This is a genomic window from Pseudomonas sp. NY15356 (assembly GCF_048068175.1).
Lineage (GTDB): Bacteria > Pseudomonadota > Gammaproteobacteria > Pseudomonadales > Pseudomonadaceae > Aquipseudomonas > Aquipseudomonas putida_K.
Genome location: NZ_JBLUPW010000043.1, coordinates 1 through 25,562, shown reverse-complemented (window position 1 = coordinate 25,562; position 25,562 = coordinate 1). Strand labels below are relative to the sequence as shown.

The window sequence follows — 25,562 nt, the reverse complement described above, 5'->3', positions numbered from 1 at the left end:
CGGAGCGGCCTCACATGGCCCTGAAAAACAAAACGCCCGATGCGGTGCATCGGGCGTTTTGAGGCCTATCGGCCTACCTGAACAGGTGTAAACCTATTTCAGGACTAGACAGAGCAGGTGAGATGACCGGCAGGAGAGGGTAAGAGGAGGGGAAGACTTGGAAACCGGAAAACCGCCCCTACCTGGCACAATACAGGGCGGTTTCTCGCAGGAGCGTGTCAGGCGTGGGCAATCCACTCCGCGGCGCGTTCGGCGATCATGATCGCGGCCGCGTTTGTATTGCCTCCGACCAATGTCGGCATGATCGAGGCATCGACGACGCGCAGCCCATCGATACCATGTACACGTAGCTGGCCATCTACCACGGCCATCTCGTCCTGCCCCATCTTGCAGGTGCCGATCGGGTGGTAGATGGTGTCGGTGCGTTTGCGCAGCAACTCGATCAACTGTTCGTCGTTGTGCAGGCCGGCGCTGTATATATCCCTGAGTCCGAAGCTGGCCATGGGCGTCTGGGCAACGATGTCACGGGTGATGCGATAGCCTTTGAGCAAGGTTGTGACATCGTCGTCGTGGGCGAGGAAGTTGGGATCGATACGCGGCGCCTTGCGCGGGTCTGGCGAGGCCAGGCCGACACTGCCGATGCTCTTGGGGCGCAGTACGCATACATGGCAACTGAACCCATGGCCCCAGTGAAGCTTGCGGTTATGGTCATCCACTGTTCCGATCACCGAGTGCAGCTGGATGTCTGGGCGCTCCAGGCCTGGATCGGTCTTGAGAAACGCGCCGGCTTCGGCGCAGTTGCTCGCGACCGGGCCATTGCGATGGCGCGCATAGTGGAACATGGCCTTGCCCATCTTCACGCTGCCACTCAGGGAGAAGCCCAGCAGCGAGGTGTCGTTGCTCTTGTAGCACAGCACCACGTCGGCGTGGTCCCGCAGGTTCTGGCCAACGCCCGGGAGCTCATGGCGCAGGGCGATGCCTTGGGGCTCGAGCTCGGCTGACGAACCGATGCCTGAGAGCATCAGCAAGTGTGGGCTGCCAAAGGCGCCTGCTGACACTATGACTTCCTTGCGCGCCCTCAGGTGCACGCGCGAGCCTTTGATCAACGCCTGTACCCCGGTCGCCTGTTTGCCCTGCAGAACGATACTTTCAACATGGGTATGGGTGAGTACGGTAAGGTTGCTGCGATGACGGACCGGCTTGAGGAAAGCCGTCGCGGTGCTCCAGCGACGGCCGTCGCGAATGGTCACATCGTAGTAGCCGGCACCTTCCTGAGTAGCGCCATTGAAGTCCGGGTTATAGCGGTGCCCGGCACGCAGCGCGGATTCCACGAAGGCTTCGCTGGCCGCGTGGCGATTGGCCGGGCTGACGTAGAGCTCGCCGTCGCCGCCGTGATACTCGCTGCTGCCGCCGTGGTGCATTTCGCTCTTGCGAAAGTACGGCAGAACATCGTCGAAGCCCCAGCCTTCGTTGCCCAGCGCCTGCCAGTCGTTGAAATCATCATGATGGCCGCGAATATAGATCATGCCGTTGATCGAGCTGCTGCCGCCGAGCACCTTGCCCCGTGGCTGGTAGCCGACCCGCCCGCCCAGACCCGGCTGAGGGATGGTCTTAAATGCCCAGTTGACATGGCGCGTCGGTAAGATGGCAGCCAGGCCCAGCGGAGTATGGATAAGCGGTGATCGATCTTCCGGACCCGCTTCGAGCAGGCATACGGTGACGCTGGGATCGGCACTGAGGCGATTGGCAAGGACACAGCCGGCAGAGCCGGCACCCACGATCAGATAATCGAATTCCATGTTGTTGTTCTCGAGGGAATTATCGGGAGTCTGGGAGGAGCAGGTTTGAGCTAGCCATCCCAATTCGTATGGACATTGACGAAGTCCAGGATATGGCGCTGTGCCTGTCGGGCCTGGGGAAGCGCCGCGATCATCTGGAACACGTGCGGTAGCTGTTGCCAGATTTCCAGGCGAACCGGCACGCCGGCCGCCGCCGCGCTGGCCGCAGCGCGGACTGAGTCGTCCAGCAACATTTCGCTGCTGCCCACTTGCAGCAGCAACGGTGGCAAGCCGGCGAAGGAGCCGAACAAGGGCGACACTTCAGGCGACGTGTGCTTTTCGGCGGATGCATAGAAGCCGCGGATAGCGATCGCGAAAGGCAGGGTAAAGATCGGGTCGCAACGGGCATTGCCCAGCACGCTTGCACCACTGAGTGTGAAATCGAGGAACGGTGACAGCAGCACGGCGCAGCTTGGCAGTTGCGCTCCCTCATCCCTGAGCCGTTGCAACAGCGCAAGTGCAAGGTTACCGCCGGCGGAGTCGCCAGCGATCACGATGTGTTCGGCCCGGGTCCCTTGTTCGAGCAGCCAGCGGTAGGCAGCATGGGCTTGGTCAAGCGCCGTGGGGAAGGGGTATTCGGGCGCGAGGCTGTAGTCCACCATCAGCGCCCTGGCTTTGAGCGGTCTGCACCAGTTCGCTACCATCGCGGCATAAATTTGCGGCGTGTAGGCCACGAAGGCGCCACCGTGGATGTACAGCAACACGCGCTCTTGCCTGCAACTGGCCGGCGACAGCCAGTGTGCAGGGGTGCCGTTGCACGAGACTCTCGTGCGAAGCACGTCCGTTGGTAGCGCTTGGCCCTGGCGATCCAGATGCGTGAACTGCTTGCGCAGGCGTTGAATATCGATACCCATGCCGTGGCGGGATTTCACCGACAGGCGCAGCAGCAGGTTGAGCAGCACGCGCTTCCAGCGTCCTTCGCTCGGGTCGATGACACGGGCATCGGCCCGACCTCTGGCCGGGGCGTTCATAACGCCACCTCGCACGGTGGCGAGCCCGGCCATCGGTAGTCACGCAGATCATGGCGCAACTGGAGCTTGCTGACCTTGCCGGTAGCCGTGTGCGGCAGAACTTCGACGAATACGACGTCGTCAGGGGTACAGAAGCGTGCGACCTTGCCGGCATAGAGTGCGAGAATCGCCTCACGGGTCGGTGCTTCTCCGGGTTTGACGGTCACTACCAACAGCGGGCGTTCGTCCCATTTCGGATGGGCAATCCCCAGCGCGGCCGCTTCAGCGACGGCCGGGTGGCTCATGGCGATATTCTCCAGCTCGATGGAACTGATCCATTCGCCCCCCGACTTGATGACATCCTTGGCCCGGTCGGTGATCTGCATGAAGCCATCCTGGTCAAGACTGGAGACGTCGCCGGTCGGGAACCAGCCGTTCACCAGCGGGGATTCATCGCTGCGGTAGTAGCGATCGATCACCCAGTGACCACGCACGAGCAGCGCCCCCGAGGTCTTGCCGTCACGCGCCACCTCGTTGCCGCTATCGTCCACGGTTTTCAGGTCAATGCCGAATGGTGGCCGGCCTTGCTTGATGCTGATGGCGAAACGCGCCTCTTCGTTCAGGCCCAGGTGCGACGCTTTCTGGGTATTCACGGTGCCCATCGGTGACATTTCAGTCATGCCCCAGGCGTGCTGGATCCGTATACCGAACTCCTGTTCGAAGCTGCGCATCAGTGCAGGCGGACAGGCGGCACCACCGACCACAAGGCGCTGCAGGTTGGGCAGGCGCTTGCCAGTCTGCTGCATGTATTGCTGAAGGCTCAGCCACACGGTAGGAACGCCGGCCGAGAAAGTGACACCTTCCTGTTCGAACAGCCTGAAGACACTTTCACCGTCCAGGCCTGCACCGGGCAGCACCAGCTTGGCGCCTACCAGGGCCGCCGAGTACGGCAACCCCCAGGCATTGACATGGAACATCGGCACGATCGGTGCGACGATCTCGCGGGCCGACAGCGAGAGCGAGTCGGGCAGGGAACTGGACAGCGCGTGCAGTAGCGTGGCGCGGTGGGAGTAGAGCACCCCCTTGGGGTTGCCGGTGGTTCCGGAGGTGTAGCACAGCGCCGCTGCCGCATGCTCGTCGATGGTCGGCCAGTCGAACGTCGCGGGTTCGCCAGCCAGCAGCGTCTCGTAGCACAGCAAGCGGTTCTCGTCCGCGGTTGGCATCTGTGCCGCGTCCGACAAGGCGACCCAATGCTTCACGCTTGGGCACTGCGCCGCGATTTCGGCGACCAGCGGGGCGAAGCTTTCGTCGAAACAGACCACCTTGTCCTCGGCGTGCCTGATGATCCACGCGACCTGCTCTGGGAAGAGCCGTGGGTTGATGGTGTGGGTGACGCCCCCCATGCCCGAGATCGCATAGTAGAGCTCGAAATGACGGTAGCCATTCCAGGCCAGGGTACCCACCCGGTCGCCAGGTTTGACGCCCAGGCGTGTCAGGGCGGCGGCCGCTTGCCTGGCACGCTGATGAGCGTCGGCATAGGTGTAGCGGTGCAAGGCGCCGCCAGGGAGGCAGGAAACGATTTCAGTATCGCCGTGATACCGCTGCGCATGCTCCAGCAGTGAAGGGATGGTCAGCGGGAGCGTCATCATTTGACCTAGCATGATATTCAGCCTTTTATCTTTCTTGTTTTTCACGCACCGGCGGCGAGGCCGTGGACGTGGTGGTTCAACCGGTGACCTTGGAGGGCCGCGGGGTGAGTGCTTGCTGGTGGGCGCGCTGGAACTCCAGGTGGTGGTCTTCGATCGGGTCCTTGAGCAACATTTTCTTGTCGCGCCCGTAGTGCATGAAGACGAACCAGGGATGCGAACGACCCTGCCGAGGCAGGAAGTGCTGGTCACGCTGGATGTAGCCGGACTTCATCGAGTTCAGGATCCCGTCGCTCAATGCGTTGTTGGCGTTGTCGTAAGGGGTCACGACATCCAGGTTGCGCTGCTCCATGTAGCGGAACAGGCGGCACAGGTAAGTGGCGGCCAGGCCAACCTTCAGCGTCCACGACACGTTGGTGTAGCCGAAGATCCAGGCCATGTTCGGCAGGTTTTCCAGCAGCACACCTTTGTAGGTCATCTGCTCGCCGATCGGGTACGGCGTGCCGTCGACCGAGACGGTCATGCCCCCCAGTAACTGCAAGCGCAGCCCGGTGGCAGTGATGATGATGTCGGCTGGCAGTTCCTTGCCTGACTTCAGGCGAATGCCGTGCTCGGTGAAACGCTCGATATGGTCCGTCTCCACCGACGCCTGGCCGTTGCGAATGGCCTTGAACAGGTCGCCGTCGGGTACTGCGCACAGGCGCTCATCCCAAGGCATGTAAGTCGGGGTGAAGTGGCGCATGTCGGCATTCGGGCCTACCTGCCGGCGCACATGCCCCAGGATGACCTTGCGCATCAGGCGTGGCCATTGCCGGCAGGCGATGTAAACGGCGCGGTATAGCATGATGTTGCGTTTGCGTGCCAGGCCGAGCGCCCAGCTTGCGGGCATGATGCGGGAGAGCACGGCCGTGAGCTTATCGGTCGAAGGCAACGAGTAGATGTACGAAGGGGAGCGTTGCAGCATGGTGATATGGCGGGTCTTGTCGGCCATCGCCGGAATCAGCGTGGCAGCGGTGGCGCCGCTGCCAATGACCACGACATTCTTGTCGCGATAGTCCAGGTCCTCAGGCCAATGCTGGGGATGGATCCGCACACCTTTGAAGTCGTTCTCCCCCGGGAAGGCGGGCAGGAAACCTTCGTCGTGGTTGTAGTAGCCGGTACAGCAGAGAAGAAATCGGCAGGTGTAGTGGCGGATATCCCCGCTGGCTTCCTGCCGTGCCGTCAACTGCCACAGACGCTGCTGGCTGCACCAGTTCGCGCTGAGGGTCTTGAGGCCGTAGTGGATCTTATCGGCGAGGCCGTACTGCTTTGCCGTATCCTGGATGTAGCGCCGGATCGAGGCGCCATCGGCTAGCACCTTGGGGCTGTCCCACAGACGGAACTTGTAGCCGTAACTCAGCATGTCCGAGTCGGAGCGGATGCCTGGATAACGGAACAAGTCCCAGGTTCCGCCCATGCACTCACGCCGTTCCAGAATGGCGAGATTGCGGGTGGGAAACTCGTCCATCAGGTGGCAAGCCGTGCCGATACCGGACAGGCCGGCACCGATGATCAAGGTATCGAAGTGAAGGTTGCTCATGGAATCTCCGCGCCTACGGGGTGTGACCAACGGGTTGTTTGAACGATGGGCATCAGCGAGCACGCGATCACGCGGCGGTCGTTAGGCAGCCGTGAGACGGCGGTGCTGAGGTCCGGAGGAGCGTGGCCGGCAGCGGAGGGTGCAATGGAGTCGTGCATGCGATGAGCTCCGGTGATTGTTGTTGTTTTACAGCAATGTAATCTGCTATCGACTTTAACGAAACGACCGTTATGTTTAAATGTGAAGCCTTTTGACAGCCGGGCAAAGCCCGCTTGATCCAACCACGGGAAATGGGGCGGAGGCTGTGCATTCGCCCTTCGACGGATCAGCGCTCGGCGGGGGTGAGATCGGCGAGGTAGTGCGCCAGCGCTTGCACTTCGGCTGGAGAAAGCAGGCTCGCGGTTGCGTTCATGGCGCCACTTGGGTCCGTTCGCGTGCCCTGCTTGAACGCCAGGAGTTGGCTTCGCAGGTAGGCTTTTCCCTGGCCCGCGAGGCGTGGGCCAGCGGCTCCCCCCATGAAATCGCTGCCGTGACAGGCGCTACAGCCCCGTGCTGCGGCACTCGCCTGGCCTGTGGCCGACAACTGCTCATTCGCCGTTGGGTTGTCGGTGCTGTGCAGCGTTTGCCGGGAAAAATACTGCGCCAGTGACACGATCTGCTCTTCGGTCAATGATGCGGCCAGCGGCTCCATTTGCGCACTGTGCCGTTTGCCCTCGGCAAATGCCTGAAGTTGTGCCTGCAAATAATTGGCCTGTTGCCCGGCGAGGGATGGGTACTGCTCGTTCTGCGACTGCCCGGAGGAACCATGGCAGGCGCTGCAGGTATCCTGGGGCTGCGGCCAGGTTCCGACGTTGGCGTCGTAGCGGGTGTAGTGTCTGTCCAAAGCATTCATGAATCTATAGCCCGCCAGCAGTTGCGGGCCCGTAATGACTGCAACTAGCACAAGCCCGGCAACGCCGACCGCAACACCTATCGACAAGGCGCGTTTCATCATGCGTTCCTCCGATTGGCAACCAGCGCTTGCAGTGCTTCCAGGGCGGCCCGGTGGCCGGAGCGCACTGCCCCGTCCATGCTGCTGGCCCAGATGTCAGCGGTCTCGGTGCCCGACCAAATCAGTCGACCAACGGCAGGTTTCAGGTAGCGGCCCCAGCGGGTGAGAAAGCCGGGAGGGATGGCGCCGACGCAGGTCAAGGTCCAGGTATCGATCTTGGCCCAGTCGTGATCGTGATACTGCCTGAACTGCAATGCTTCATCACCCAAGGCTCGGGCATAAATGTCGGCAAGCGTCTGGCTTGCCCGTTCGGCATCATGTGTCAGTTGGGCGCTGCGTACGAACGCCGAAAGGATGCCGACGCTGCCATCGGCGGGCGAGTTGTCGCATGAGAAGATCAAGGGCCCATCGGCTTGGCTGATCTGCCCATTGAGGCCTTTGTCTCGCCAGAATGGCCGATCATAGACATGTACCGTCTTGCGCATCGGTGCATGGGCGGGCCAAAGCCGCTGCAGTTGCGCGCGCCCCTCGGGCAAAGGCGGCTCGAAGATGATCTGGTGGCATAGGGCGGGATGAAGCGCAACGATCACCTGTCGGGCGCGGACCACCCCCCGGTCTGTGTAGATCTCGACGATATCGCTGTCCCAGTTGACAATCTTGCGTACCGGGCTGGACAGCCTTATGCGATCGCCCAACGATTCAGCCATTCGCGTGCTCAACACTTGGGAACCGCCCATGAAGCGGGTCTCCTGGGCACCGCCATTGAAGCCTTCCAGCTTTTCCATGCTGCAGTCGGCGGAATTGATCAGCGAAAGGTAGTGGAGCAGGGCCAGGCTGGCTGGCGGCGTACCGGTGGTCAGGCCTATGGAGGTGTCGAAGTTGAACCGGCTGGCATTGTCGATGCCTTGATTCGTGAGCCATTGGGCTACCGATAGCTTGTCGATTTCAGGCGCATCCGTTGCATTCCAGGGTTCCTTGCTCGGGACCTGTCGCGAGAGTTGATTGAGCTTTGCAGTGACAGGGTTACCGTGGGCGGCGCTGAGGTCTTCTTCGTAGCGGGCATCGCCTGTCAGATAAACATTGCGGCCCTGGTAGTAGCTCGGGAAAGTCTCCACTTCCAGCTCGCGCGCCAGGTCGAAGATGGCCGTCTGCCCGGGGCCTGCCCATTGCCCTCCGGCCTCCGCGATCAGGCCGTCGCCGAGCGGATGGTTGACGGTTCGGCCGCCAACTCGATCCCGAGCCTCCAGTACGGCGAATGAGGTGCAGCCAGCGCGATCCAGATCTCTGGCCGCAGTGAGGCCGGCAAGCCCGGCGCCGATCACGACCACATCCAGCACATCTTGCGAGGAGGGCTCTATTGTCTGGGCCAGCACTCGTCCGGCGAGTCCCGTACCTCCTACCAGCGCCACGCCAGCGAGCGCCTGCACAAGCACGCGCCGGCGGCATGCCGGCGAAGCCATATCTTCACTGTTCATTTTTGCCTCGGTACGCTATTGTTTTATTTAGATAACCGTAGTTATGTAAAATAGCGTAAGGCGATCATCGTGCAAAGGGGCAACAGGCGTCCAATCATCGCTTCAGGCCAAAAAATACGACGCCGCACGCTACTCGCTCTATATTTAGTATCTGGTGTTATCTAAAATCTGCTGCAAACAACCCAAGGAGCTACCCATGAACATGCTGAAAGTGATAGCTGTTGCATCGATCATCTGCGCGCCAGGCGTGTACGCCGGGGATAAGGTCGATGCCGACCATTGCACGGCCAAGATCAACCAGCTCGACTCGATCGAGCGTTCCGAGGGGGCTGGACTTCACGGTGGGGTGGCCACGGACATTCGCAAACTGATTGCGCAGGCCAAGGAGGCTCGGGAAAAAGGTGATGGGAAAGGCTGCCTGACTGCGGCCAACAAGGCTCTGAGCCTGTACAAGACCGCTTCCAAGTAGAAGGTCCTAACGCCCAGGCCCGGTCTAGGGTTGCACGGGCCGGACGACTTCTCGTCCGGCCCCATGGAATAAGCTAAAGATCAGGTTCGATTACTTGTTCTTGCGCGCGCCACTGCCCTTCGCAGGTGGCGAAATCAATTTGATAAGTGCATCGAGCAGGGCATTCCCCCGTTCAGCGCTAAAGCGCTCGGGCTCGATCGGCATCATCATCAGCCAGCCGTCACAGATGGTGCTGATTTGGTCGGCCAGCACATCGGGCGGTATGTCGTCGCGAACTTTGCCCTGGCGCTGTTCTGCTTCAATCACTCTGGTAAACACTTGGCGGAACCTGGCATACCGCTGTTTGATGACATGCGCGAACGCCGGCTCATGTCGGGCATGAGTCAGCAGTTGCAACCAGGAAAGCCAGAGCGTCGACTCGCCGTCGTTGACCCACTCCATCCACTGCCGGAGCAACGAGGGAATACTCATCTCCGACGGGTTCGCTGCCAGCATTGTGTCGACCTGGTCGAACAAGCTCTGGGCGACCTCAGTGATCATCTCTTCCTTGTTGGCGAAGTAATAGGTTACTGCGCCTGTGGTGCAACCTGCGTGTTTTGCGACATTGCGCATCGACGCCCCGGCGTAGCCATCACGCGCGATCACGGTAATGGCTGCCTCCAGCAGCTCTGCGCGCTTGGCGTCGCGGTCGCCCACCGGCCGTCCCCTGCGCGCCGCATTGCGAGGGGTATTTGTACCGGCAGAAGTGGCGGCGGTTGTGGAAGGGGATTTGGAATCAGGCATGGGCTCTCAGGATTTCAGGATGAAAACGTTTCTGGACCAGGTGGCTGGCTTCTACGGTTGCCTCAGCATAGAGAAATCGAGCGTGGATTACACCCGTCATAAGACAGCAATGATTCTCCACGTCGATTCAAAGGCGGCGGACAATCACCGCCAGGTCAGACGTTACCGCTTCCTGCCACAGCCACGGCACGAATTTCCACTACCAGCCCAGGCAGGGCTAGCTCGGTGATGCCGACGGCGGTCCAAGAAGGATAACGTGAAGGAAAATATTCATCCTTGATACTGGCGAATAGGGGCATGTCAGCCTGTAGTCGGGTGTGGAAGGTGGTCAGTTCGACCACATCCTCCAGGCCTGCACCCGCCGCTTGCAGCACCTTGGCTAGCGACTGGAATGCCAGGTGCGTCTGGGCTGCCACATCACTTTCAGGTTTCATGCTGCTGTCGATGCCGACCTGCCCCGATACCCAGATGAGATCGCCTACGCGGGTGGCTTGGGAGTAATGAAACTGATCGTAGAGCACCTGGGTTGGTGGCGGATTGATTGATTGCCGCTTCAAGGGGTGGATGGTCATGGAGCCTCCTGTTCAGACAATCTGGCGGAAGGTGGGATGGCGAAAGGCTGCGCCGGCCGAAAGATGCTTGAGCTCCTCGGTGAACAGCACACCTTGTGGCGGGTATCCCGCTTTGCTGTTCTGCGGAAGCGGCTTGAAGGTGGCGTCGTCACCGAAGAAGCGGAAAACGAAGGTGTGGCGGCTAGGGAAGTCGCTGTCGACCGGAGCACCACCGTGCAAGGATGCCGGGTGCAGCAGGATCACGTCGCCTGGTTCGGTGGCCCACGACAGAACATCGTAAGCACCTGGGTTCAGTTTTCGTTCGGCTTCGATATCGGGCAGGCGGGGAAGGGTGCCGTTGTCATGCAACGGTTGTGTCGGATCGTCAGGATCGGTGAATGTGGTGCCATCGTAGCGCGGCCCGCGATGCGAACCGCGAATGATTTCCAACGCATTACGTTGCGGGATTGATTCGAAGCTGATCCATGCATTGCCCCAATGCTCGCCTGCCCAGGGCAGGTAGGAGGTGTCCTGATGCCAGAGCGTACGGGAACCTTGCCCACCGGCTTTGAGAAAGACCTCTTCAGCGAAATACCAGACGTTCCGCGAGCCCCAGATCCGGGCGAACAGGTTGCCCAGCGGCAGGGATTCCACGAGCGTTTCGAGCCGCTGTTTGGCCAAGGGGTTGGCATTGTCCACATGCGACTGCTGTGTCGTGCCTGCGAACATACGGGTGGCGTGGGGGCCATGGTTTTCCACGGCCCAGTCATACGCTTCACGACAGCGAGCCAATTGCTCCTCGTTCAGGAGTCCTTTGACCAATACTGCACCATCGGCATGAAAAGCACGGCTTATCGAGTCTAGCATGGCGTCCTCCCGGAACGTCTTTTTTGTGGATATTCGGGAGACTAGCAACCAGTCAAATATATGACAACGTCAGTTACGAAAAATATTCACGGAAGAGGATGGCCAGCTCAAGGCTTGGCCACCCAGTCGATCACTGTTGAGTAATCATCCGCTGTACAGTCCATGCACAGGCCTCGCGGAGGCATGGCGTTGAAACCTTCCGTGACGTGCTTGACCAGGACGTCTCTGCCTTGGGCAAGTCCTGGCTTCCAGGCTTGGGCGTCACCTTTTTGGGGAAGTAATGCTTGAGGGGCTGTGAGTTTTTATTCGCAGGCAAGGCAGCCATACCTGCCTGCGAATCCGCAGCAGAATTACTCTGCCAAGGGAAGTTTTCGCGCTATATCAAGCTCAACCATGGCATCCAGTTGTGTTTCGATTTGTAGAAAACGCAGGGCGCGCTTAGGTGAGACTTTCTCAGCGAGACGGCGGGTATATCGCTCGCGTAGTTTTATATGGTCGTCCTGAAGGCTGTAAAAACGATGCAGCAGGTCGGTGGCTAGTTCGTCGGTCACATAACCTTTGTTGTAGGCTTGGCCGTAATCAATCATAGCTTCCAATGTCCTTTTGTTGAGGCTGTCAGCCTCTGTTCGGTAAGTGTTGTAAATGGGCCAGAATTTTTCATTTTCCTGACCTTCCAGTCCCATATTCGTCTCTAGGATTTTTTTGCGCTTATAGTCTACGTCGGCAAAGTTATTCTGAATCTGGGCCTGATTTTGTCTCATGATCTCCTTGCCAGAGGGAATGTCCTGTTGAGAGGCCAGCACGGGGAGGCTGATGGTGGCGAGTAGGGTAATCGTAAGTTTTTTAAGCATAGGGTATCTCCATGTTAATTAACTATCAGAGCTGATTTCTGCGCATGGGTGGGGGCGAGAGGATTGGAAGTTGATTAATCCTTATCGATATTATTCAAAGGCGAATTTTTTCTTTAGTGTCACGACCTGCGGGCTGTAAAACAGCCGCGTCAAACCACTTTTCCATAATGTGTTCGTTCTCGAACCATTGGCAAAGTACAAATGTCGACGCTGCAAAGCCAAGGATTGCCCGTTGTTCTTTTAGATTGCCTACGGTCATCAGTGGCCCGCCACTTTTCAATCTGACCACGTCTCCTTTCAATATGTTTCTCATGTTGTGCGTCCGGTCCGAGGCTCAAAGGCGTCTGCAGGGTGGTAAGCGGCGCCTCGCAGAAAAAATGTAGCAATCAGTTTGTAGCAGTCTCCAGGTATTCGACCCCGGTTTCGCGAGTCGATGGCGCCATAAAGAATGGATACAAATACTTCTGTTAGCAGGGGGGCTGTTAAATCGATGCGGAAGATGCCTAATTGCTGACTGCGTAGAAAAAACGCGTCCAGCTCATCTTGATAGAAACTCCAGTCAGCCTCTGGGTCGCGGCTGATTCTCAAGTGGGGATGATATCGAGAGGCTAAAAAAACAATTAACTCTCCCTGAGCCAAGTGGTCGTGTATGAGCTGCTGCAAAGCGGACAAGGGATGAGTCGTTTGCGGGGTCGCTCGTTGCAGTATTCCCCGGAGTGAATCCTTGGTGTGCTGCTCAAGCAGGCGATCCAAATTTTCCCGGGTTCCGCAAAGCCTGTGCAAAGTGGCTCGGCTGATACCTATGCGCTCGGCCAGTTCCTGCATGGACGCCCGCGGATGACTGCCCACTGCAGAACAAAGGCTGCTGAGCAGCTTGGCCGGAATGGGGGCGGGGCAGTGCTCGCGTCCCAAGACTGTAGAATCCATTGTGAGACCCATAAATATCTTGTGAGGCAAATTTGACTCATCAGGATCGAAAAGGTAGCATTCGGCTTGTTTTCAATCAAGGCTCGGGTGAATGATGAGCAACATACGTGCAATAGGGATGATCGGTGCGCTGTCTGCCGCCATCGTCTTGGCTGGATGCGATGCAACGCAGGAACAGCAGAATGCTGAGCAAGCGGCATCGCCCGTAGAAATCGTCACGGTGGCTAGTGAGCGGTTGGCTTTGAGCTCGACTCTGCCGGGCCGGGTCGAGCCGATGCGTGTGGCCGAGGTGCGTGCTCGGGTGGCCGGCATCGTCCTGCACAAACGTTTCGAAGAGGGTGCCGACGTCAAGGCCGGCGATGTGCTGTTCCAGATCGACCCGGCGCCGTTCAAGGCCGCACTGGCCCGCGCCGAGGCCGCACTGGCCCGGGCTCAGGCCGTGCAGCAGGAGGCCCAGGCCCGGGTCAAGCGCTACGAACCGCTAGTGAAGATCGAAGCGGTTAGCCAACAGGATTTCGACAGCGCTATCGCCGAGTTGCGCAGTGCCCAGGCGGCCGTGCGCTCGGCCCAGGCCGACGTGCAGACTGCGCGCCTGAATCTGGGCTATGCCACGGTCACCGCGCCAATCTCCGGCCGCATCGGCCGCGCCCTGGCCACCGAAGGCGCCTTGGTCGGGCAGGGCGACGCCACCTTGATGGCGCGCATCCAGCAGCTCGATCCGATCTACGTCGACTTCACCCAGTCCGCCGCCGAAGCCCTGCGTCTGCGTCAGGCCCTCAAGGACGGCGCGCTCGGCGGTGGCGACGACAAGGCGCTGACCGCCCAGGTGGAAGGCACCGACTACCAGCGCCAGGGCGCGCTGATGTTCACCGACGTGGCGGTCGACCGTGGCACTGGCCAGGTCACCTTGCGCGGTCGCTTCGACAATGCCGATGGCATCCTGCTGCCGGGGATGTACGTGCGCGTGCGCACCCCGCAGGGCACCGACCAGCAGGCCATCTTGGTGCCGCAGCGCGCGGTGCAGCGCGGCAGCGACGGCGAGGCGCGGGTGCTGGTGGTCGGCACCGGCAACCTGGCCGAGGCGCGCAGTGTGCGCACCGGCGGGATGCACGGCTCGCGCTGGCAGATCACCGAAGGCCTGCGCGCCGGAGACCAGGTCATTGTCGGCAGCCCTGCCGGGCTGGCTCCCGGCATGCCGGTCACGCCTGCCCAGGCGCAGCAGGCCGCGGCGCACTAAGACGAGGTTAGCGAGATGTCCAAGTTTTTCATCAATCGGCCGAATTTCGCCTGGGTCGTGGCGCTATTCATAGCCCTGGCTGGCCTGCTGGTGATCCCGGCATTGCCGGTGGCCCAGTATCCCAGCGTGGCACCGCCCCAGATCTCGATCAACGCCGTCTACCCGGGCGCCTCCGCCAAGGTGATGGTGGAGTCGGTGACCAGCATCATCGAGGAGTCGCTCAACGGCGCCAAGGGCCTGCTGTACTACGAATCCACCAATAACTCCAACGGCGTCGCCGAGGTACTAGTGACCTTCGAACCGGGCACCGACCCGGACATGGCCCAGGTCGACGTGCAGAACCGCCTGAAGAAGGCCGAGGCGCGCATGCCCCAGGCCGTGCTGACCCAGGGCTTGAAGGTCGAGCAGGCGAGCTCCGGCTTCCTGCTGATCTACGCCCTGACCAGCAAGGCCGGTGACAGCGGCGACACCACGGCCCTGGCCGACTATGCCGCGCGCAATATCAACAACGAACTGCTGCGCGTGCCCGGCGTGGGCAAGCTGCAATTCTTCGCATCCGAAGCGGCGATGCGGGTCTGGGTCGATCCGCAGAAGCTGGTGGGTTACGGCCTGTCCATCGACGACATCAACAACGCTATCCGCGGCCAGAACGTCCAGGTACCAGCCGGCAGCTTCGGCAGCACGCCGGGCGCCAGCGAACAGGAACTGACCGCGACTCTGGCCGTGCAGGGCACCCTGGAAACTCCCGAGGCGTTCGCCGCTATCATCCTGCGCGCGAATCCGGACGGCTCCAGCGTGCGCCTGGGCGATGTCGCGCGCATGGCCATCGGCAGCGAGAACTACAACCTGTCGGCGCGTCTGAACGGTCACCCGGCCGTGGCCGGCGCGGTGCAACTGGCGCCTGGCGCCAACGCCATCCAGACCGCGACCCTGGTCAAGGAACGCCTGGCGGAGCTGGCGCAGTTCTTCCCCGAGGGCGTCGAGTACTCGGTGCCCTACGACACTTCGCGCTTCGTCGACGTGGCCATCGAGAAGGTGATCCACACCCTGATCGAAGCCATGGTGCTGGTGTTCCTGGTGATGTTCCTGTTCCTGCAGAACCTGCGCTACACCCTGATCCCGTCGATCGTGGTGCCGGTGTGCCTGCTTGGCACGCTGATGATCATGAAGCTGCTGGGCTTTTCGGTGAACATGATGACCATGTTCGGCATGGTGCTGGCCATCGGCATCCTGGTGGACGACGCCATCGTCGTGGTGGAAAACGTCGAGCGCCTGATGGCCGAGGAAGGGCTGTCGCCGGTGGATGCGACCGTCAAGGCGATGGGGCAGGTGTCTGGAGCGATCATCGGTATCACCCTGGTACTGGCGGCAGTGTTCCTGCCGCTGGCGTTCATGTCCGGCTCGGTGGGGGTGATCTACCAGCAGTTCTCCGTGTCGCTGGCTGTATCGATCCTGTTCTCCGGTTTCCTGGCCCTGACCTTCACCCCGGCGCTGTGCGCCACGCTGCTCAAGCCGGTGCCCCATGGGCACCACGAGAAAGGCGGTTTCTTTGGCGCTTTCAACCGCGCCTTTGCCCGCGTCACCGAGCGCTACTCGGTGATGAACAGCGCCCTGGTGGCCCGTGCCGGGCGTTGGATGCTGGCCTATGCCGGCATTCTGGTGGTGCTTGGTTATTCATACCTGCGTCTACCGGAGGCCTTCGTACCGGCCGAGGACCTGGGCTACAGCATCGTCGACGTGCAACTGCCGCCGGGTGCCAGCCGGGTGCGTACCGACCATACCGCCGAGGCGCTGGAGAAGTTCCTGATGTCTCGCGAGGCGACGGCCAGCTCGTTCATCGTCAGTGGCTTCAGCTTCTCGGGCCAGGGTGACAACGCCGCGCTGGCGTTTCCCACCTTCAAGGACTGGTCCGTGCGCGGCCAGGATCAATCGGCCGAAGCGGAAACCGCGGCGATCAACGCGCAGTTCGCTGCCAACGGCGACGGTGCCATTACCGCGGTCATGCCGCCGCCGATCGACGGTCTGGGCAATTCCGGCGGTTTCGCCCTGCGGCTGATGGACCGAGGCGGGCTGGGGCGCGAGGCGCTGCTGGCGGCACGTGACCAGCTGCTGGCCCGTGCCAACGGCAATCCGGTGATCCTCTACGCGATGATGGAAGGCCTGGCCGAGGCGCCGCAACTGCGGGTGCAGATCGATCGTGAGAAGGCTCGCGCCCTGGGCGTTAACTTCGAGTCGATCAACAACACCCTGGCCACCGCTTTCGGTTCGGCGGTGATCAACGACTTCACCAACGCCGGTCGTCAGCAGCGCGTGGTGGTGCAGGCCGAGCAGGGCGAGCGCATGACCCCGGAAAGCGTGCTGCGCCTCTATGCGCCGAACGCCCAGGGCGAGCAGGTGCCGTTCAGTGCCTTCGTCACCACCCGATGGGAAGAGGGCCCGGTGCAACTGGTGCGCTACAACGGTTACCCGTCGATTCGCATCGCTGGCGACGCGTCGCCAGGCCACAGTACTGGCCAGGCCATGGCCGAGATGGAACGCCTGGTCAGTGAGCTGCCACCGGGGATCGGCTACGCCTGGACCGGCCTGTCGTACCAGGAGAAGGTTTCCAGCGGCCAGGCCGCCGGCCTGTTCGCCCTGGCCATCCTGGTGGTGTTCCTGTTGCTGGTAGCGCTGTACGAGAGCTGGGCGATCCCGCTGACGGTGATGCTGATCGTGCCGATCGGTGCCCTGGGCGCGGTGTGGGCGGTGCTGCTCACCGGTCTGCCCAACGATGTGTACTTCAAGGTCGGCCTGATCACCATCATTGGCCTGGCGGCGAAGAACGCCATCCTGATCGTCGAGTTCGCCAAGGAATTGTGGGAGAAGGGCTACAGCTTGAGCGACGCCGCCATCGAGGCCGCGCGCCTGCGTTTCCGTCCGATCGTGATGACTTCCATGGCCTTCATCCTCGGCGTGGTACCGCTGGCCATCGCCACCGGCGCCGGCGCAGCCAGCCAGCGCGCCATTGGTACCGGGGTGATCGGCGGCATGCTCAGTGCCACCTTGCTGGGCGTGGTGTTCGTGCCGATCTGTTTCGTCTGGGTGCTGAAGCTGCTCAAGCGCAAGCCGGCCCCCGTGCAACACGCTGTCGAGGTGACGAAGTGATGCTCATGCGTAATCTGGCAATACCCTTCGCCCTGGCCGTGACCCTGGTCGGTTGCTCGCTGGCACCGACCTACCAGCGCCCCGAGGCGCCGGTGCCGGCCGCGTGGGGCGATGCTGCCGGCCATCATGGCAAGACGGTGGAACAACTGGACTGGCAGGCCTTTATCGTCGACCCGGCGCTGCGCCAACTGGTCTCTACCGCGCTGGACAACAACCGCTCGCTGCGCCAGACGCTGCTGGATATCGAGCAGGCCCGCGCCCAATACCGCATCCAGCGCGCCGACCGGGTGCCGGGCTTGAATGCCGGTGTCTCGGGCAACCGCCAACACCTGCCGGCTGACTTGTCGAGCAATGGCCGCGAGGGTGTCACCAGCACCTACCAGGTAGGCCTGTCGCTGCCGGAATACGAGGTCGACCTGTTCGGCCGGGTCAAGAGCCTGAGTGACGCGGCTCTGGAGCAGTACCTGGCCACTGAGGAAGTTGGCCGTGCCGCGCGGATCGCCTTGATCGCCGAAGTCAGTCAAGCCTACCTGACCCTGGATGGCGCCGAGCGGCGCCTGGCGTTGACCCGCCAGACCCTGGCCAGTCGCGAGGATTCTTTGGCGCTGGTCGGCCAGCGGCGCGGCGCCGGCACGGTTACCGCACTGGATCACCAGGAAGCGCTGGGGCTGGTCGAGCAGTCCCGCGCGGAGCTGGAGTCCACCGTGCGTCAGCAGCGCCAGGCCTACAACGCATTGGTCTTGCTGCTGGGCAGTGCCGAGGCGGCCGAGGCGATTCCGGGACAGCGCCCGGCCGAGCCGATGGTGTTGCAGGACATCGCCCCGGGCGCGCCGTCGGCGCTGCTCGAGCGGCGGCCGGACATTCTTGCCGCCGAGCACCGGCTGCGGGCGCGCAACGCCGATATTGGCGCGGCGCGGGCGGCGTTCTTCCCACGCATCAGCCTGACCGGCAGCTTCGGTACCTCCAGCGCGCAGATGTCCGGGCTGTTCGACGGCGGGTCGCGCAGTTGGAGCTTCATGCCGCAATTGTCGCTGCCGTTGTTCGATGCCGGCCGTAACAAGGCCGGCCTGAGCCTGGCCGAGGCGCGCAAGGATTCGGCGGTAGCCGCTTACGAGAGCACCATCCAGACCGCCTTCCGCGAAGTGGCCGATGCCCTGGCCGCCACCGACACCCTGCGCCGCGAAGAAGCGGCGCGTCGGGCCCTGGCCGATACCAGCCGGGCGACCGAGGCGTTGGCCAAGGCGCGTTATGAGGGCGGGGTGGATAACCACCTGCGCTATCTGGATGCACAGCGCAGCAGCTATGTGAATGAGGCGGCCTTCATCGAGGCCAGCACCCAGCGCCAACTGGCCTTGGTCGATCTGTTCCGCGCCCTGGGCGGCGGGTGGCCGGACAAGAGCTGAAACTCCCTCCTTTGGTTGGGTACTCCAGCCGTTCAGCCCCTCGGACCAGTGCCTTGGGGCTTTTTTTGGGCCGGTTACGAAGCCTGCGTGATCACTCCGTGAAGGAAGAGCTGTTCGAGTGCCTGGATTGATGTTGCGCTGGCTGCGCGTCCGCGCCGCTCAGCATCGACGATGCCATAAATCATGCTTATGAACATCTCGGTAAAGACGGCCGCGCTGATATCTATCCGGAAAGCGCCGTTTTGTTGGCCTCGGAGAAAGAATGCGTCCAGCGCTTCAGCATATTCACGCCAGTGACGGTTTTCCTCGGCGTCGCTGAAGGTGTCGGGGCGATACTGGAAGATGAGGAATACAAGCATTTCTCTGTGTTTGAGATGCTCTACAATGAGTTCGTGCAGTGCCGCCAACGGTTCGCCATGTTCTAGCTGCGCCGCTGAGACAGTTTGTTTTAAAATGAGTTCGCCGTGGGCGTTAAGCATTTTTACCAGGTTTTCGCGTGTTCCACAGAAGCGGTGCAGTGTTGCTTTGCTCACGCCTGCTGTTTCGGCCAACTCTTTCAGCGTGGCACGAGGGTGGATAACGAAAGAGCTGGCCAACGCCTTGAGCAAACGCTCATCGGTTACGGAAGGGGGCATGCTGGAAATCTCGTCTTGATACACTGAGGAGATTTTGCAGGATTTATCCTGTTATTAACACCCTTCGGCTGATGCATTGTCTCGTTCGAAGTCCCAGAGGGGCGTGCGACAGTGTCTCCCCATGAGGCTGCAATGACCAATCCACGAAACGGGCTATGGTAAGCGCTAGGGGTCGTATGAAATGCGCCTGTGCGACGATCATCCGTTGGGCTCCGTACGAAGAGCCTTGATGCTCGTTCATGCTGCGTTGAAAACAGCTTTGCCTGACCTCAGTCCCATACTTTTCGTACAGAGCCTAGATGCCGTCGTGTTGCCACACCTCGAGCTCCGCCCTGTATGGGATTGAGCAGGCCTTGATAAAGGAGGGGTAATTACATTAAGAAAAGATAAGCTAGTTAAAAGAAGTCTTGCAGCGAGCAGCGGTGTAATCGTGTGCCCCAGGACGGTGAGCGCTGGTTGGGCCTCAATATGCTTGGTGATGGTGAAGTAAAGTTCTCCGAGTGCTTTTTCGTCGAGCCCTTCATAGTTGAAGATGTCGTCAAGGACCGTGCTCTAAATAGCACAGACTTCTCTGTACACCACATGAAACTTGAAGTTTCCTTGCACTCTCATAAACCTCAGTTAGGTATTTATTTTGCTGGATTGCAATGCTGCCCATGGCCACCCATTGACTCATGACGAACGCCAACTTGCATTTTAGGCGCGCCGGTTAACTATAGAGATGTGGACGCGTAGTAACGCTGACTTGCATGGATTTCTGGCGGCACTGTGGCTAGCCACGGCCTTGGTTGCCGATGAGTGACCAGCGCTGAATAGCATACGTAGCGGCTGCAGAAGATCTGCAAGACTGGAAATCAGGTATAGGGCCAAGGGGTACATGGGGTTGGTCTGCACGATTCGCCGCGTGATACAGGCCTTCAGCCCGTTGCGCAGTCCAGGCGCATGCGGCGTTACGTCCTCGCCTTCGCAACGCCCAAAGGGCATTGCCAAGCAACAATTCCTAGATTTACAATAACGATAGTTATTTTAATGTAGGCACTTGGCTCTGCCCAAGCGCGGACCTGGGATGCGGGCAACCGTATCCCTGTCTTCTTACCCATGGCACCTATGAGGAAACCCGATGCATACAAGAATTACAGCGCTGACAGGTACACGCTATCCCATCGTTCAGGGTGGAATGCAGTGGGTGGGGCGCGCGGAACTGGCGAGCGCGGTATCCAATGCAGGGGGGCTGGGTATCCTCACTGCCCTGACACAACCGACTCCCGAAGCGTTAGCTCAGGAGATTGCCCGTTGCCAGACCCTTACGGCTTTGCCGTTCGGTGTCAACCTGACCATCCTGCCCACCACGTCACCTCCCCCTTACGACGATTACGCGACCGCCATCATCGAAAGTGGTGTCAAGGTTGTCGAGACAGCGGGGCGCAGCCCTGCAGAGTTGGTGGAGCGCTTCAAGGCCGCTGGCATCAAGATCATCCACAAATGCACGTCTGTCCGTCATGCTCTGTCGGCAGAGCGTGCGGGGGTCGACGCGGTGAGTATCGATGGTTTCGAGGCCGCCGGTCATCCTGGCGAGGATGATGTCCCGGGGCTGATCCTGATTCCAGCCGCGGCAGCAGCATTGCGCATACCGATCCTTGCTTCGGGCGGTATCGCCAATGGCGCAGGCATGGCCGCCGCCCTGATGCTCGGCGCCGAGGGCATCAACATGGGCACACGCTTCATGCTTACCCAGGAAGCGCCGATTCACCCGGCCATCAAGACTGCGATCGCCGCGGGCAGCGAGCGGGACACTCGGCTGATCTTCCGAGCCTTTCGTAATACCGGCCGAGTTTTCAGTAATGCGGTTTCTCAAGAGGTGGTCGAGATCGAGCGCAATCCAGGGGCGCAGTTCGAGGATATCCGGCCATTGGTGGCCGGCGCACGGGGCAGGGCGGCCCTGGAGAGCGGCGAGGTGGATGGCGGTATTCTCTGGGCAGGCCAGGCCATCGGACTTATCGATGACATACCGACCTGCGCGGCGCTGATCGAGCGGATCATGACCGAGTGCCGTCAGGCGGTCACGCGCGGAGCGAACTTGGTCGGAACGCAATCATGACCTACAGCACCATTCGCTACGAAGTCGATACCGACGGTATCTTGCTGCTGACCCTCGCCCGGCCGGACAAGCTCAACGCGTTCACCGTCGAGATGTGCGATGAACTAGTCGATGCGTATGGGCGGGCGAGCCTAGACGATGCCGTCAAGGCGATTGTCGTGACAGGGGAGGGGCGTGCTTTCTGCGCGGGCATGGACCTGTCGGTGCCAGGTAATGTCTTTGGCCTTGATGAGCAGCTTGCGCCGACCCTCCAAGACATGCGCGAACGAAGCCATTTGCCGGAGATTCATCGAGGCGTCAGGGACACCGGCGGCCGCGTCGTCCTGGCGATGCTCGACTGCCTCAAACCGATTATCGGTGCGATCAATGGGGCGGCCGTGGGGGTCGGCTCTACCATGTTGCTACCCATGGACTTTCGCCTGGCGTCTGGCGAGGCCCGCTTCGGCTTCGTGTTCGGCAAGATCGGGGTCACACCGGAAGGTTGTTCGACCTGGTTTCTACCGCGCATCGTCGGCCTCGAAACGGCCTTGGAATGGATGTACAAGGCTGAAATATTCGATGCCGAGGAGGCATTGGATAAAGGGCTGGTACGGGCGTTGCTGCCGGCGCAGAGCCTGGTAGCCGAGGCACGGGCATTTGCGCTTTCCCTAGTACGCGACCGGTCACCGGTGTCGGTTGCATTGATTCGGCAGATGCTGTTCAGAAACGCTAACCAGACGCATCCGCTTGCCGCCCATGAGATTGAGTCGTTGGCAATGTTCTATACCAGCCAGGCCGATGGCAAAGAAGGCGTCTGCGCATTTCTTGAAAAGCGCAAGCCGCAATTTTGCGGTAAGGCTTCCAACCTGCCGTCGTTCTATCCGTGGTGACGCAACGCCGTTTCATGTGGCACGCCTGGCCATTATGGCCAGGTAAACCGCAACGCCTTGGTATTGCGTCAGAGTGTGCTGCCCACTCGGCATCCGTTCTGGGTATCGGTAGAGAGTGTTGTAGATGCTCTAGCAGCAGACTCAAGGCCTGGTAGGCAGATTGACCTTTCCAAGGCTCCATCAGCCTATTCACCTGCGCTTCCTTTCCGTTTTTTTCGCAAAGCATCTTGGTACTGGCTCGCAAGATTTTCACGCTCAGCGGACATTGGTTGCGACATGCAAACAGAACTTGAGCGAGCATCAATCGGCACTCTGCAGGTCTTGCAAACGAACCCGAGTTCCAACAGATGTTCATGCCCTCTGTGGTAGAGAGTCAACGGTGGTTCACCGCCTTTCCAAGGGCCGGTCCATTTGTCTCCCCACTGCTTGAGGGCAACCAAAACTGGCCAGAGATCTCGGCCTTTGTCCGTTGCTCGGTATTCGTAGCGGACGGGAGAGTCTTGATAGGCCGCGCGCTCAATAATTCCACTTGCCATCAAATCGTTAAGCCGCAAGGTCAACGAACGTGGCGACATTCCAGTCTGGGCCTGCAGGCCATCGAAGCGCCTATTTGAAAGGAATATCTCTCTCAGGATGACAAAGGACCAAGCATCCGTGAGTTCTGCGCTGGATCTGGCAATCGAGCAGTACCTGTCAGCCAGCGTACTTCGTTTCATGAATACCCCCCTATAAAGGTTCTTCTCGATTTTGACTATATAAAATATAGTCAAAATTATCGATCGAGAGATGCCGTCGTTAGAGGCGAAGTCTAGGGCGGCCAGGTGCTGTAACGGAAGGCCACATCAACCCCAGGCGTCCCTCATAGAAACCGGTTCCTCTCGGCGCGGAAAGTGGGACCAGCCTAGTTGGCCCTCCATGGCCAAGCTGAACGCAAACTGCATATGCAGCCAAAGATACGGAGCCAGAAAAATGAACAATCCCGCGAGCACGTCATCGTCACGGATCTTGGTGGAGGCGGAAGACTTCGAAGACTATGGGGGCTGGGTTCTCGACTCCCAGTTCGAGACCGTCATGGGCTCGCCTTATCTGCTGGCACACGGCCTCGGTCGACCGGTGAGCGATGCGACAACATCAATCAGCATCCCGCGAGATGGCGAATATCAAGTTTGGGTGCGAGCAAAAGACTGGGTGCCCTCCCACCATCCAGGGCGGTTCACAGTGTCGATAGATGGTGTAGTCCTCGATACTGAGTTCGGTGCGAATGGACTGGATTGGTCCTGGCAGCCCGCAGGCAAGGTGCTTCTCAAAAAAGGGACTGCCAGGCTGGCTCTTCACGACCTCACCGGCTTCGATGGCCGCTGTGATGCGATCTATTTCTCCACTGATGAGGTGGCACCGCCTAACGATGTCAGCGCCAACAGCCAAGCGTGGCGTAAAGAATTGCGCGGTTTACCGTATGAGCCTATAGATGCTGGTCATTACGATGTGGTCGTTGTTGGAGGTGGCATTTCCGGATGCGCCGCCGCCCTGACAGCTGCCAGGTTAGGCCAGCATGTTGCGTTGATCCACGATCGACCTGTTCTTGGTGGCAACGCCAGCAAGGAAATCGGCCTGATGCCTCGAGGCTCACAAGGGGTGCTGCTCAAGGAATTATCCCAGCGCTCAGCAGATGGTGATCTCGCCGCACTTTCGCTGCTGGAGGCCGAGCCGACCGTCGCCGTTTTCCTTGGACATAGGGTCGTCAAAGTTGAGAAGCAAGGAGAGAGAATAACCGCTGTCCAGGCCGTTCAGGATCGCGGTGGCCATGAAAGGCGCTTTACCGGATCGATCTTTATCGATACCAGTGGCACCGCAATTCTTGGCGTACTCGGTGGCGCGCAGACGCTTTTCGGCAGAGAGGCACGCTCAGAGTACAACGAGCCGTATGCGCCTGAGGTCGGCGACAGCATGCATCATGGTAATACGCTGTTCTTTCGCACCAGGATGGCAGACTCTCCTGTTCCGTTCCCTGTTGTGCCCTGGGCAACTGAGGTTTCAAAGGATTACGCGAATCTCAGCGGCCAACTCATGGAAGCCGGTCTTGAGAACGGCCCAGGCCCGCAGGCAGGCTCAAACCCGAGCACGCCAGAGTTCCGCTTCGGCAGCAAGGCTGACATATTTCCAGCGACACATTTTTGGGAGTACGGACAGTGGCTCGACCCTTACAAAAATGGGGAGTTGATCCGCGACTATTTGATGCGGGCGCTGTACGGTACGTTCTCGAACGTCAAGAACCTCGAACCCGAGATCTACGCGAATCTGGAGTTCGAATGGATGGCGTACGTTGCGGCACAGGGCGAATTTCGTCGTTACCGCGGTGACTACGTATTGTCAGAAAATGACATTCGAGATCATTCAAGTTTTCCCGATGCTTTGGTTCCCAATGATGGGGCCTTCTGCATTCACTGCGCCTGGGAGCCAGGAGAGGGCAAGTACGACTTTCGCCTGAAGGACTGGATTTGGGATATGCGGGATAAGCAGGCTTACAGCATTCCCTTCCGTTGCCTCTACTCCGCCAATATTGAAAATCTGCTGGTAGCAGGCAAACACATTAGCGTCACTCACGTCGCTGGCTCATCGACGAAAACCATGGGCAACGGCTCACAGCACGGGATAGCGGTCGGAGCAGCGGCGTCTCTGTGCAATAAACACAACTCATCACCTCGCGGACTGTATGAGAACCATTTGGACGAGCTAAAAGCGCTGGTCCAAAAACTTACTGCTTGCGATCACGAGCACCCTCCCAAATGACAGTGGAGTTCCACGACTGGATACGCAGTTGGGGCGACAACCGCCGGCCTGGAAATAGCCCATCACTGTAGTGATACTGCGGTGCTCGGTCATCGCCATCACCTTTCCCAGTGGCACTCCCTGGCGCCCGGTCTCCGTGACAAAGACCGAGCGCAGGCGAGGGCGGCCACGTTGGCTCGATGGAATGCTGACCTCCTCCAGCAATGGCTGGGCATAGCTGATGTCACTGGCTTGACCGCCAGAGAGGAGGAAGCGCAACGGTGTCCCGTTGGCGTCGCAGAGCATATGGATTTTGGTTGTCAGTCCGCCACGACTGCGGCCTAAAGCGTGATCGGCAGGCTCGTCAGGCCCCCTAATGAGATGGTCACCCCGCCCCCTGCGAAAGCTACGATTTCGCAGGGGGCTTTTACCGCGGAGATCGTCATCATGAGCACAGTGACACTGATCGGCATCGATATC

The 25,562-nt window shown here is 60.2% G+C and carries 21 protein-coding genes and 2 pseudogenes; 7 read left to right on the top strand and 16 right to left on the bottom strand.

The genetic code is table 11. The annotated features are described in order from the left end of the window. Positions 1-218 precede the first annotated feature (218 nt). The 6 genes from ACNFCI_RS22810 to ACNFCI_RS22785 form a co-directional block, all read right to left on the bottom strand. On the bottom strand, positions 219-1,799 hold the full coding sequence (locus ACNFCI_RS22810) for a GMC family oxidoreductase (RefSeq protein WP_084857580.1): 1,581 nt from the start codon (positions 1,797-1,799) through the stop codon (positions 219-221). Between the two features lie 50 nt (positions 1,800-1,849). Continuing rightward, positions 1,850-2,740 carry an alpha/beta hydrolase gene (locus ACNFCI_RS22805; protein WP_253249346.1) on the bottom strand — a complete coding sequence of 297 codons (891 nt, stop codon included), beginning with the start codon at positions 2,738-2,740 and terminating at the stop codon, positions 1,850-1,852. 65 nt (positions 2,741-2,805) lie between these two features. Beyond that, complete coding sequence (locus ACNFCI_RS22800) at positions 2,806-4,449, bottom strand: 3-(methylthio)propionyl-CoA ligase (RefSeq protein WP_216356239.1); 1,644 nt, start codon at positions 4,447-4,449, stop codon at positions 2,806-2,808. Between the two features lie 64 nt (positions 4,450-4,513). After that, the gene (locus ACNFCI_RS22795; protein WP_416768266.1) at positions 4,514-6,013 is read right to left on the bottom strand and encodes a flavin-containing monooxygenase; all 1,500 of its coding nucleotides are present in this window, start codon (positions 6,011-6,013) and stop codon (positions 4,514-4,516) included. A 325-nt stretch (positions 6,014-6,338) separates the two neighbouring features. Further along, a complete protein-coding gene (locus ACNFCI_RS22790; protein ID WP_253249347.1) occupies positions 6,339-7,007 on the bottom strand; it encodes a c-type cytochrome in 669 nt (222 codons plus the stop codon). Further along, entirely contained in the window at positions 7,004-8,479 is a 1,476-nt protein-coding gene (locus tag ACNFCI_RS22785; RefSeq protein ID WP_084857588.1) for a flavin monoamine oxidase family protein, read from the bottom strand. Before ACNFCI_RS22785 ends, ACNFCI_RS22790 begins: the two co-directional genes overlap by 4 nt. A gap of 196 nt (positions 8,480-8,675) precedes the next feature. On the opposite strand from ACNFCI_RS22785, the gene ACNFCI_RS22780 reads away from it, so the two are divergent. Further along, a complete protein-coding gene (locus tag ACNFCI_RS22780) occupies positions 8,676-8,948 on the top strand; it encodes a hypothetical protein (RefSeq protein WP_324815105.1) in 273 nt (90 codons plus the stop codon). Positions 8,949-9,038: 90 nt separating this feature from the next. Here ACNFCI_RS22780 and ACNFCI_RS22775 read toward each other — a convergent pair whose 3' ends face one another. The 7 genes and pseudogenes from ACNFCI_RS22775 to ACNFCI_RS22745 all read right to left on the bottom strand — a co-directional run bounded on the left by ACNFCI_RS22775 (position 9,039) and on the right by ACNFCI_RS22745 (position 12,927). Continuing rightward, entirely contained in the window at positions 9,039-9,731 is a 693-nt protein-coding gene (locus tag ACNFCI_RS22775; RefSeq protein WP_324815102.1) for a TetR/AcrR family transcriptional regulator, read from the bottom strand. Positions 9,732-9,886: 155 nt separating this feature from the next. After that, entirely contained in the window at positions 9,887-10,303 is a 417-nt protein-coding gene (locus tag ACNFCI_RS22770) for a RidA family protein (RefSeq protein ID WP_084857594.1), read from the bottom strand. A gap of 12 nt (positions 10,304-10,315) precedes the next feature. Continuing rightward, positions 10,316-11,149, bottom strand: coding sequence for a phytanoyl-CoA dioxygenase family protein (locus ACNFCI_RS22765; protein WP_324815097.1), 834 nt, complete (start codon positions 11,147-11,149; stop codon positions 10,316-10,318). A gap of 107 nt (positions 11,150-11,256) precedes the next feature. After that, positions 11,257-11,430: pseudogene (locus tag ACNFCI_RS22760) on the bottom strand (c-type cytochrome); the annotation flags it as partial. 69 nt (positions 11,431-11,499) lie between these two features. Then, positions 11,500-12,000 (bottom strand): transcriptional regulator, encoded by a 501-nt coding sequence (locus tag ACNFCI_RS22755; protein ID WP_084857598.1) that lies wholly within the window; start codon positions 11,998-12,000, stop codon positions 11,500-11,502. A 94-nt stretch (positions 12,001-12,094) separates the two neighbouring features. After that, positions 12,095-12,313: a YodC family protein gene (locus tag ACNFCI_RS22750; protein WP_324815094.1), complete on the bottom strand. Its 219-nt coding sequence runs from the start codon at positions 12,311-12,313 to the stop codon at positions 12,095-12,097. Next, complete coding sequence (locus tag ACNFCI_RS22745; RefSeq protein WP_368829412.1) at positions 12,310-12,927, bottom strand: TetR/AcrR family transcriptional regulator; 618 nt, start codon at positions 12,925-12,927, stop codon at positions 12,310-12,312. Before ACNFCI_RS22745 ends, ACNFCI_RS22750 begins: the two co-directional genes overlap by 4 nt. Positions 12,928-13,021: 94 nt before the next feature. Between ACNFCI_RS22745 and ACNFCI_RS22740 the strand changes: the two genes are divergently transcribed. The 3 genes from ACNFCI_RS22740 to ACNFCI_RS22730 are packed head-to-tail and all read left to right on the top strand — an operon-like array spanning position 13,022 to position 18,711. Then, positions 13,022-14,164 carry a MexC family multidrug efflux RND transporter periplasmic adaptor subunit gene (locus ACNFCI_RS22740; protein WP_084857671.1) on the top strand — a complete coding sequence of 381 codons (1,143 nt, stop codon included), beginning with the start codon at positions 13,022-13,024 and terminating at the stop codon, positions 14,162-14,164. 15 nt (positions 14,165-14,179) lie between these two features. Next, positions 14,180-17,308 carry an efflux RND transporter permease subunit gene (locus ACNFCI_RS22735; RefSeq protein WP_324815088.1) on the top strand — a complete coding sequence of 1,043 codons (3,129 nt, stop codon included), beginning with the start codon at positions 14,180-14,182 and terminating at the stop codon, positions 17,306-17,308. Then, on the top strand, positions 17,308-18,711 hold the full coding sequence (locus ACNFCI_RS22730; RefSeq protein ID WP_368829413.1) for an efflux transporter outer membrane subunit: 1,404 nt from the start codon (positions 17,308-17,310) through the stop codon (positions 18,709-18,711). The genes ACNFCI_RS22735 and ACNFCI_RS22730 overlap by 1 nt, the downstream gene beginning before the upstream one ends. A gap of 74 nt (positions 18,712-18,785) precedes the next feature. On the opposite strand, the gene ACNFCI_RS22725 is transcribed toward ACNFCI_RS22730, so the two are convergent. Beyond that, positions 18,786-19,346, bottom strand: a complete 561-nt coding sequence (locus tag ACNFCI_RS22725; protein WP_084857675.1) for a TetR/AcrR family transcriptional regulator — start codon at positions 19,344-19,346, stop codon at positions 18,786-18,788. 1,120 nt (positions 19,347-20,466) lie between these two features. On the opposite strand from ACNFCI_RS22725, the gene ACNFCI_RS22720 reads away from it, so the two are divergent. Then, positions 20,467-21,444, top strand: coding sequence for an NAD(P)H-dependent flavin oxidoreductase (locus tag ACNFCI_RS22720; RefSeq protein ID WP_084857604.1), 978 nt, complete (start codon positions 20,467-20,469; stop codon positions 21,442-21,444). Next, positions 21,441-22,313, top strand: coding sequence for a crotonase/enoyl-CoA hydratase family protein (locus tag ACNFCI_RS22715; protein WP_084857606.1), 873 nt, complete (start codon positions 21,441-21,443; stop codon positions 22,311-22,313). Before ACNFCI_RS22720 ends, ACNFCI_RS22715 begins: the two co-directional genes overlap by 4 nt. Positions 22,314-22,498: 185 nt before the next feature. Here ACNFCI_RS22715 and ACNFCI_RS22710 read toward each other — a convergent pair whose 3' ends face one another. Continuing rightward, positions 22,499-23,029 (bottom strand): winged helix-turn-helix transcriptional regulator, encoded by a 531-nt coding sequence (locus ACNFCI_RS22710; RefSeq protein ID WP_143515220.1) that lies wholly within the window; start codon positions 23,027-23,029, stop codon positions 22,499-22,501. 253 nt (positions 23,030-23,282) lie between these two features. On the opposite strand from ACNFCI_RS22710, the gene ACNFCI_RS22705 reads away from it, so the two are divergent. After that, complete coding sequence (locus ACNFCI_RS22705; RefSeq protein ID WP_368829414.1) at positions 23,283-25,103, top strand: FAD-dependent oxidoreductase; 1,821 nt, start codon at positions 23,283-23,285, stop codon at positions 25,101-25,103. Positions 25,104-25,253: 150 nt separating this feature from the next. Here the strand turns inward: ACNFCI_RS22705 and ACNFCI_RS22700 are convergent. Further along, a pseudogene (locus ACNFCI_RS22700) lies at positions 25,254-25,454 on the bottom strand (IS5/IS1182 family transposase); the annotation flags it as partial. Positions 25,455-25,562 lie beyond the last annotated feature (108 nt).

Excerpts from the sequence above, each read along its gene's own strand:
- ACNFCI_RS22780 (WP_324815105.1), top strand. The coding sequence starts at position 8,676 with ATGAACATGCTGAAAGTGATAGCTGTTGCATCGATCATCTGCGCGCCA.
- ACNFCI_RS22720 (WP_084857604.1), top strand. The coding sequence starts at position 20,467 with ATGCATACAAGAATTACAGCGCTGACAGGTACACGCTATCCCATCGTT.
- ACNFCI_RS22730 (WP_368829413.1), top strand. The coding sequence starts at position 17,308 with ATGCTCATGCGTAATCTGGCAATACCCTTCGCCCTGGCCGTGACCCTG.
- ACNFCI_RS22735 (WP_324815088.1), top strand. The coding sequence starts at position 14,180 with ATGTCCAAGTTTTTCATCAATCGGCCGAATTTCGCCTGGGTCGTGGCG.
- ACNFCI_RS22800 (WP_216356239.1), bottom strand. The coding sequence starts at position 4,449 with ATGCTAGGTCAAATGATGACGCTCCCGCTGACCATCCCTTCACTGCTG.
- ACNFCI_RS22745 (WP_368829412.1), bottom strand. The coding sequence starts at position 12,927 with ATGGATTCTACAGTCTTGGGACGCGAGCACTGCCCCGCCCCCATTCCG.
- ACNFCI_RS22810 (WP_084857580.1), bottom strand. The coding sequence starts at position 1,799 with ATGGAATTCGATTATCTGATCGTGGGTGCCGGCTCTGCCGGCTGTGTC.
- ACNFCI_RS22740 (WP_084857671.1), top strand. The coding sequence starts at position 13,022 with ATGAGCAACATACGTGCAATAGGGATGATCGGTGCGCTGTCTGCCGCC.
- ACNFCI_RS22785 (WP_084857588.1), bottom strand. The coding sequence starts at position 8,479 with ATGAACAGTGAAGATATGGCTTCGCCGGCATGCCGCCGGCGCGTGCTT.
- ACNFCI_RS22795 (WP_416768266.1), bottom strand. The coding sequence starts at position 6,013 with ATGAGCAACCTTCACTTCGATACCTTGATCATCGGTGCCGGCCTGTCC.
- ACNFCI_RS22715 (WP_084857606.1), top strand. The coding sequence starts at position 21,441 with ATGACCTACAGCACCATTCGCTACGAAGTCGATACCGACGGTATCTTG.
- ACNFCI_RS22725 (WP_084857675.1), bottom strand. The coding sequence starts at position 19,346 with ATGCCCCCTTCCGTAACCGATGAGCGTTTGCTCAAGGCGTTGGCCAGC.
- ACNFCI_RS22710 (WP_143515220.1), bottom strand. The coding sequence starts at position 23,029 with ATGAAACGAAGTACGCTGGCTGACAGGTACTGCTCGATTGCCAGATCC.
- ACNFCI_RS22775 (WP_324815102.1), bottom strand. The coding sequence starts at position 9,731 with ATGCCTGATTCCAAATCCCCTTCCACAACCGCCGCCACTTCTGCCGGT.
- ACNFCI_RS22755 (WP_084857598.1), bottom strand. The coding sequence starts at position 12,000 with ATGCTTAAAAAACTTACGATTACCCTACTCGCCACCATCAGCCTCCCC.
- ACNFCI_RS22770 (WP_084857594.1), bottom strand. The coding sequence starts at position 10,303 with ATGACCATCCACCCCTTGAAGCGGCAATCAATCAATCCGCCACCAACC.
- ACNFCI_RS22790 (WP_253249347.1), bottom strand. The coding sequence starts at position 7,007 with ATGATGAAACGCGCCTTGTCGATAGGTGTTGCGGTCGGCGTTGCCGGG.
- ACNFCI_RS22705 (WP_368829414.1), top strand. The coding sequence starts at position 23,283 with ATGAACAATCCCGCGAGCACGTCATCGTCACGGATCTTGGTGGAGGCG.
- ACNFCI_RS22750 (WP_324815094.1), bottom strand. The coding sequence starts at position 12,313 with ATGAGAAACATATTGAAAGGAGACGTGGTCAGATTGAAAAGTGGCGGG.
- ACNFCI_RS22765 (WP_324815097.1), bottom strand. The coding sequence starts at position 11,149 with ATGCTAGACTCGATAAGCCGTGCTTTTCATGCCGATGGTGCAGTATTG.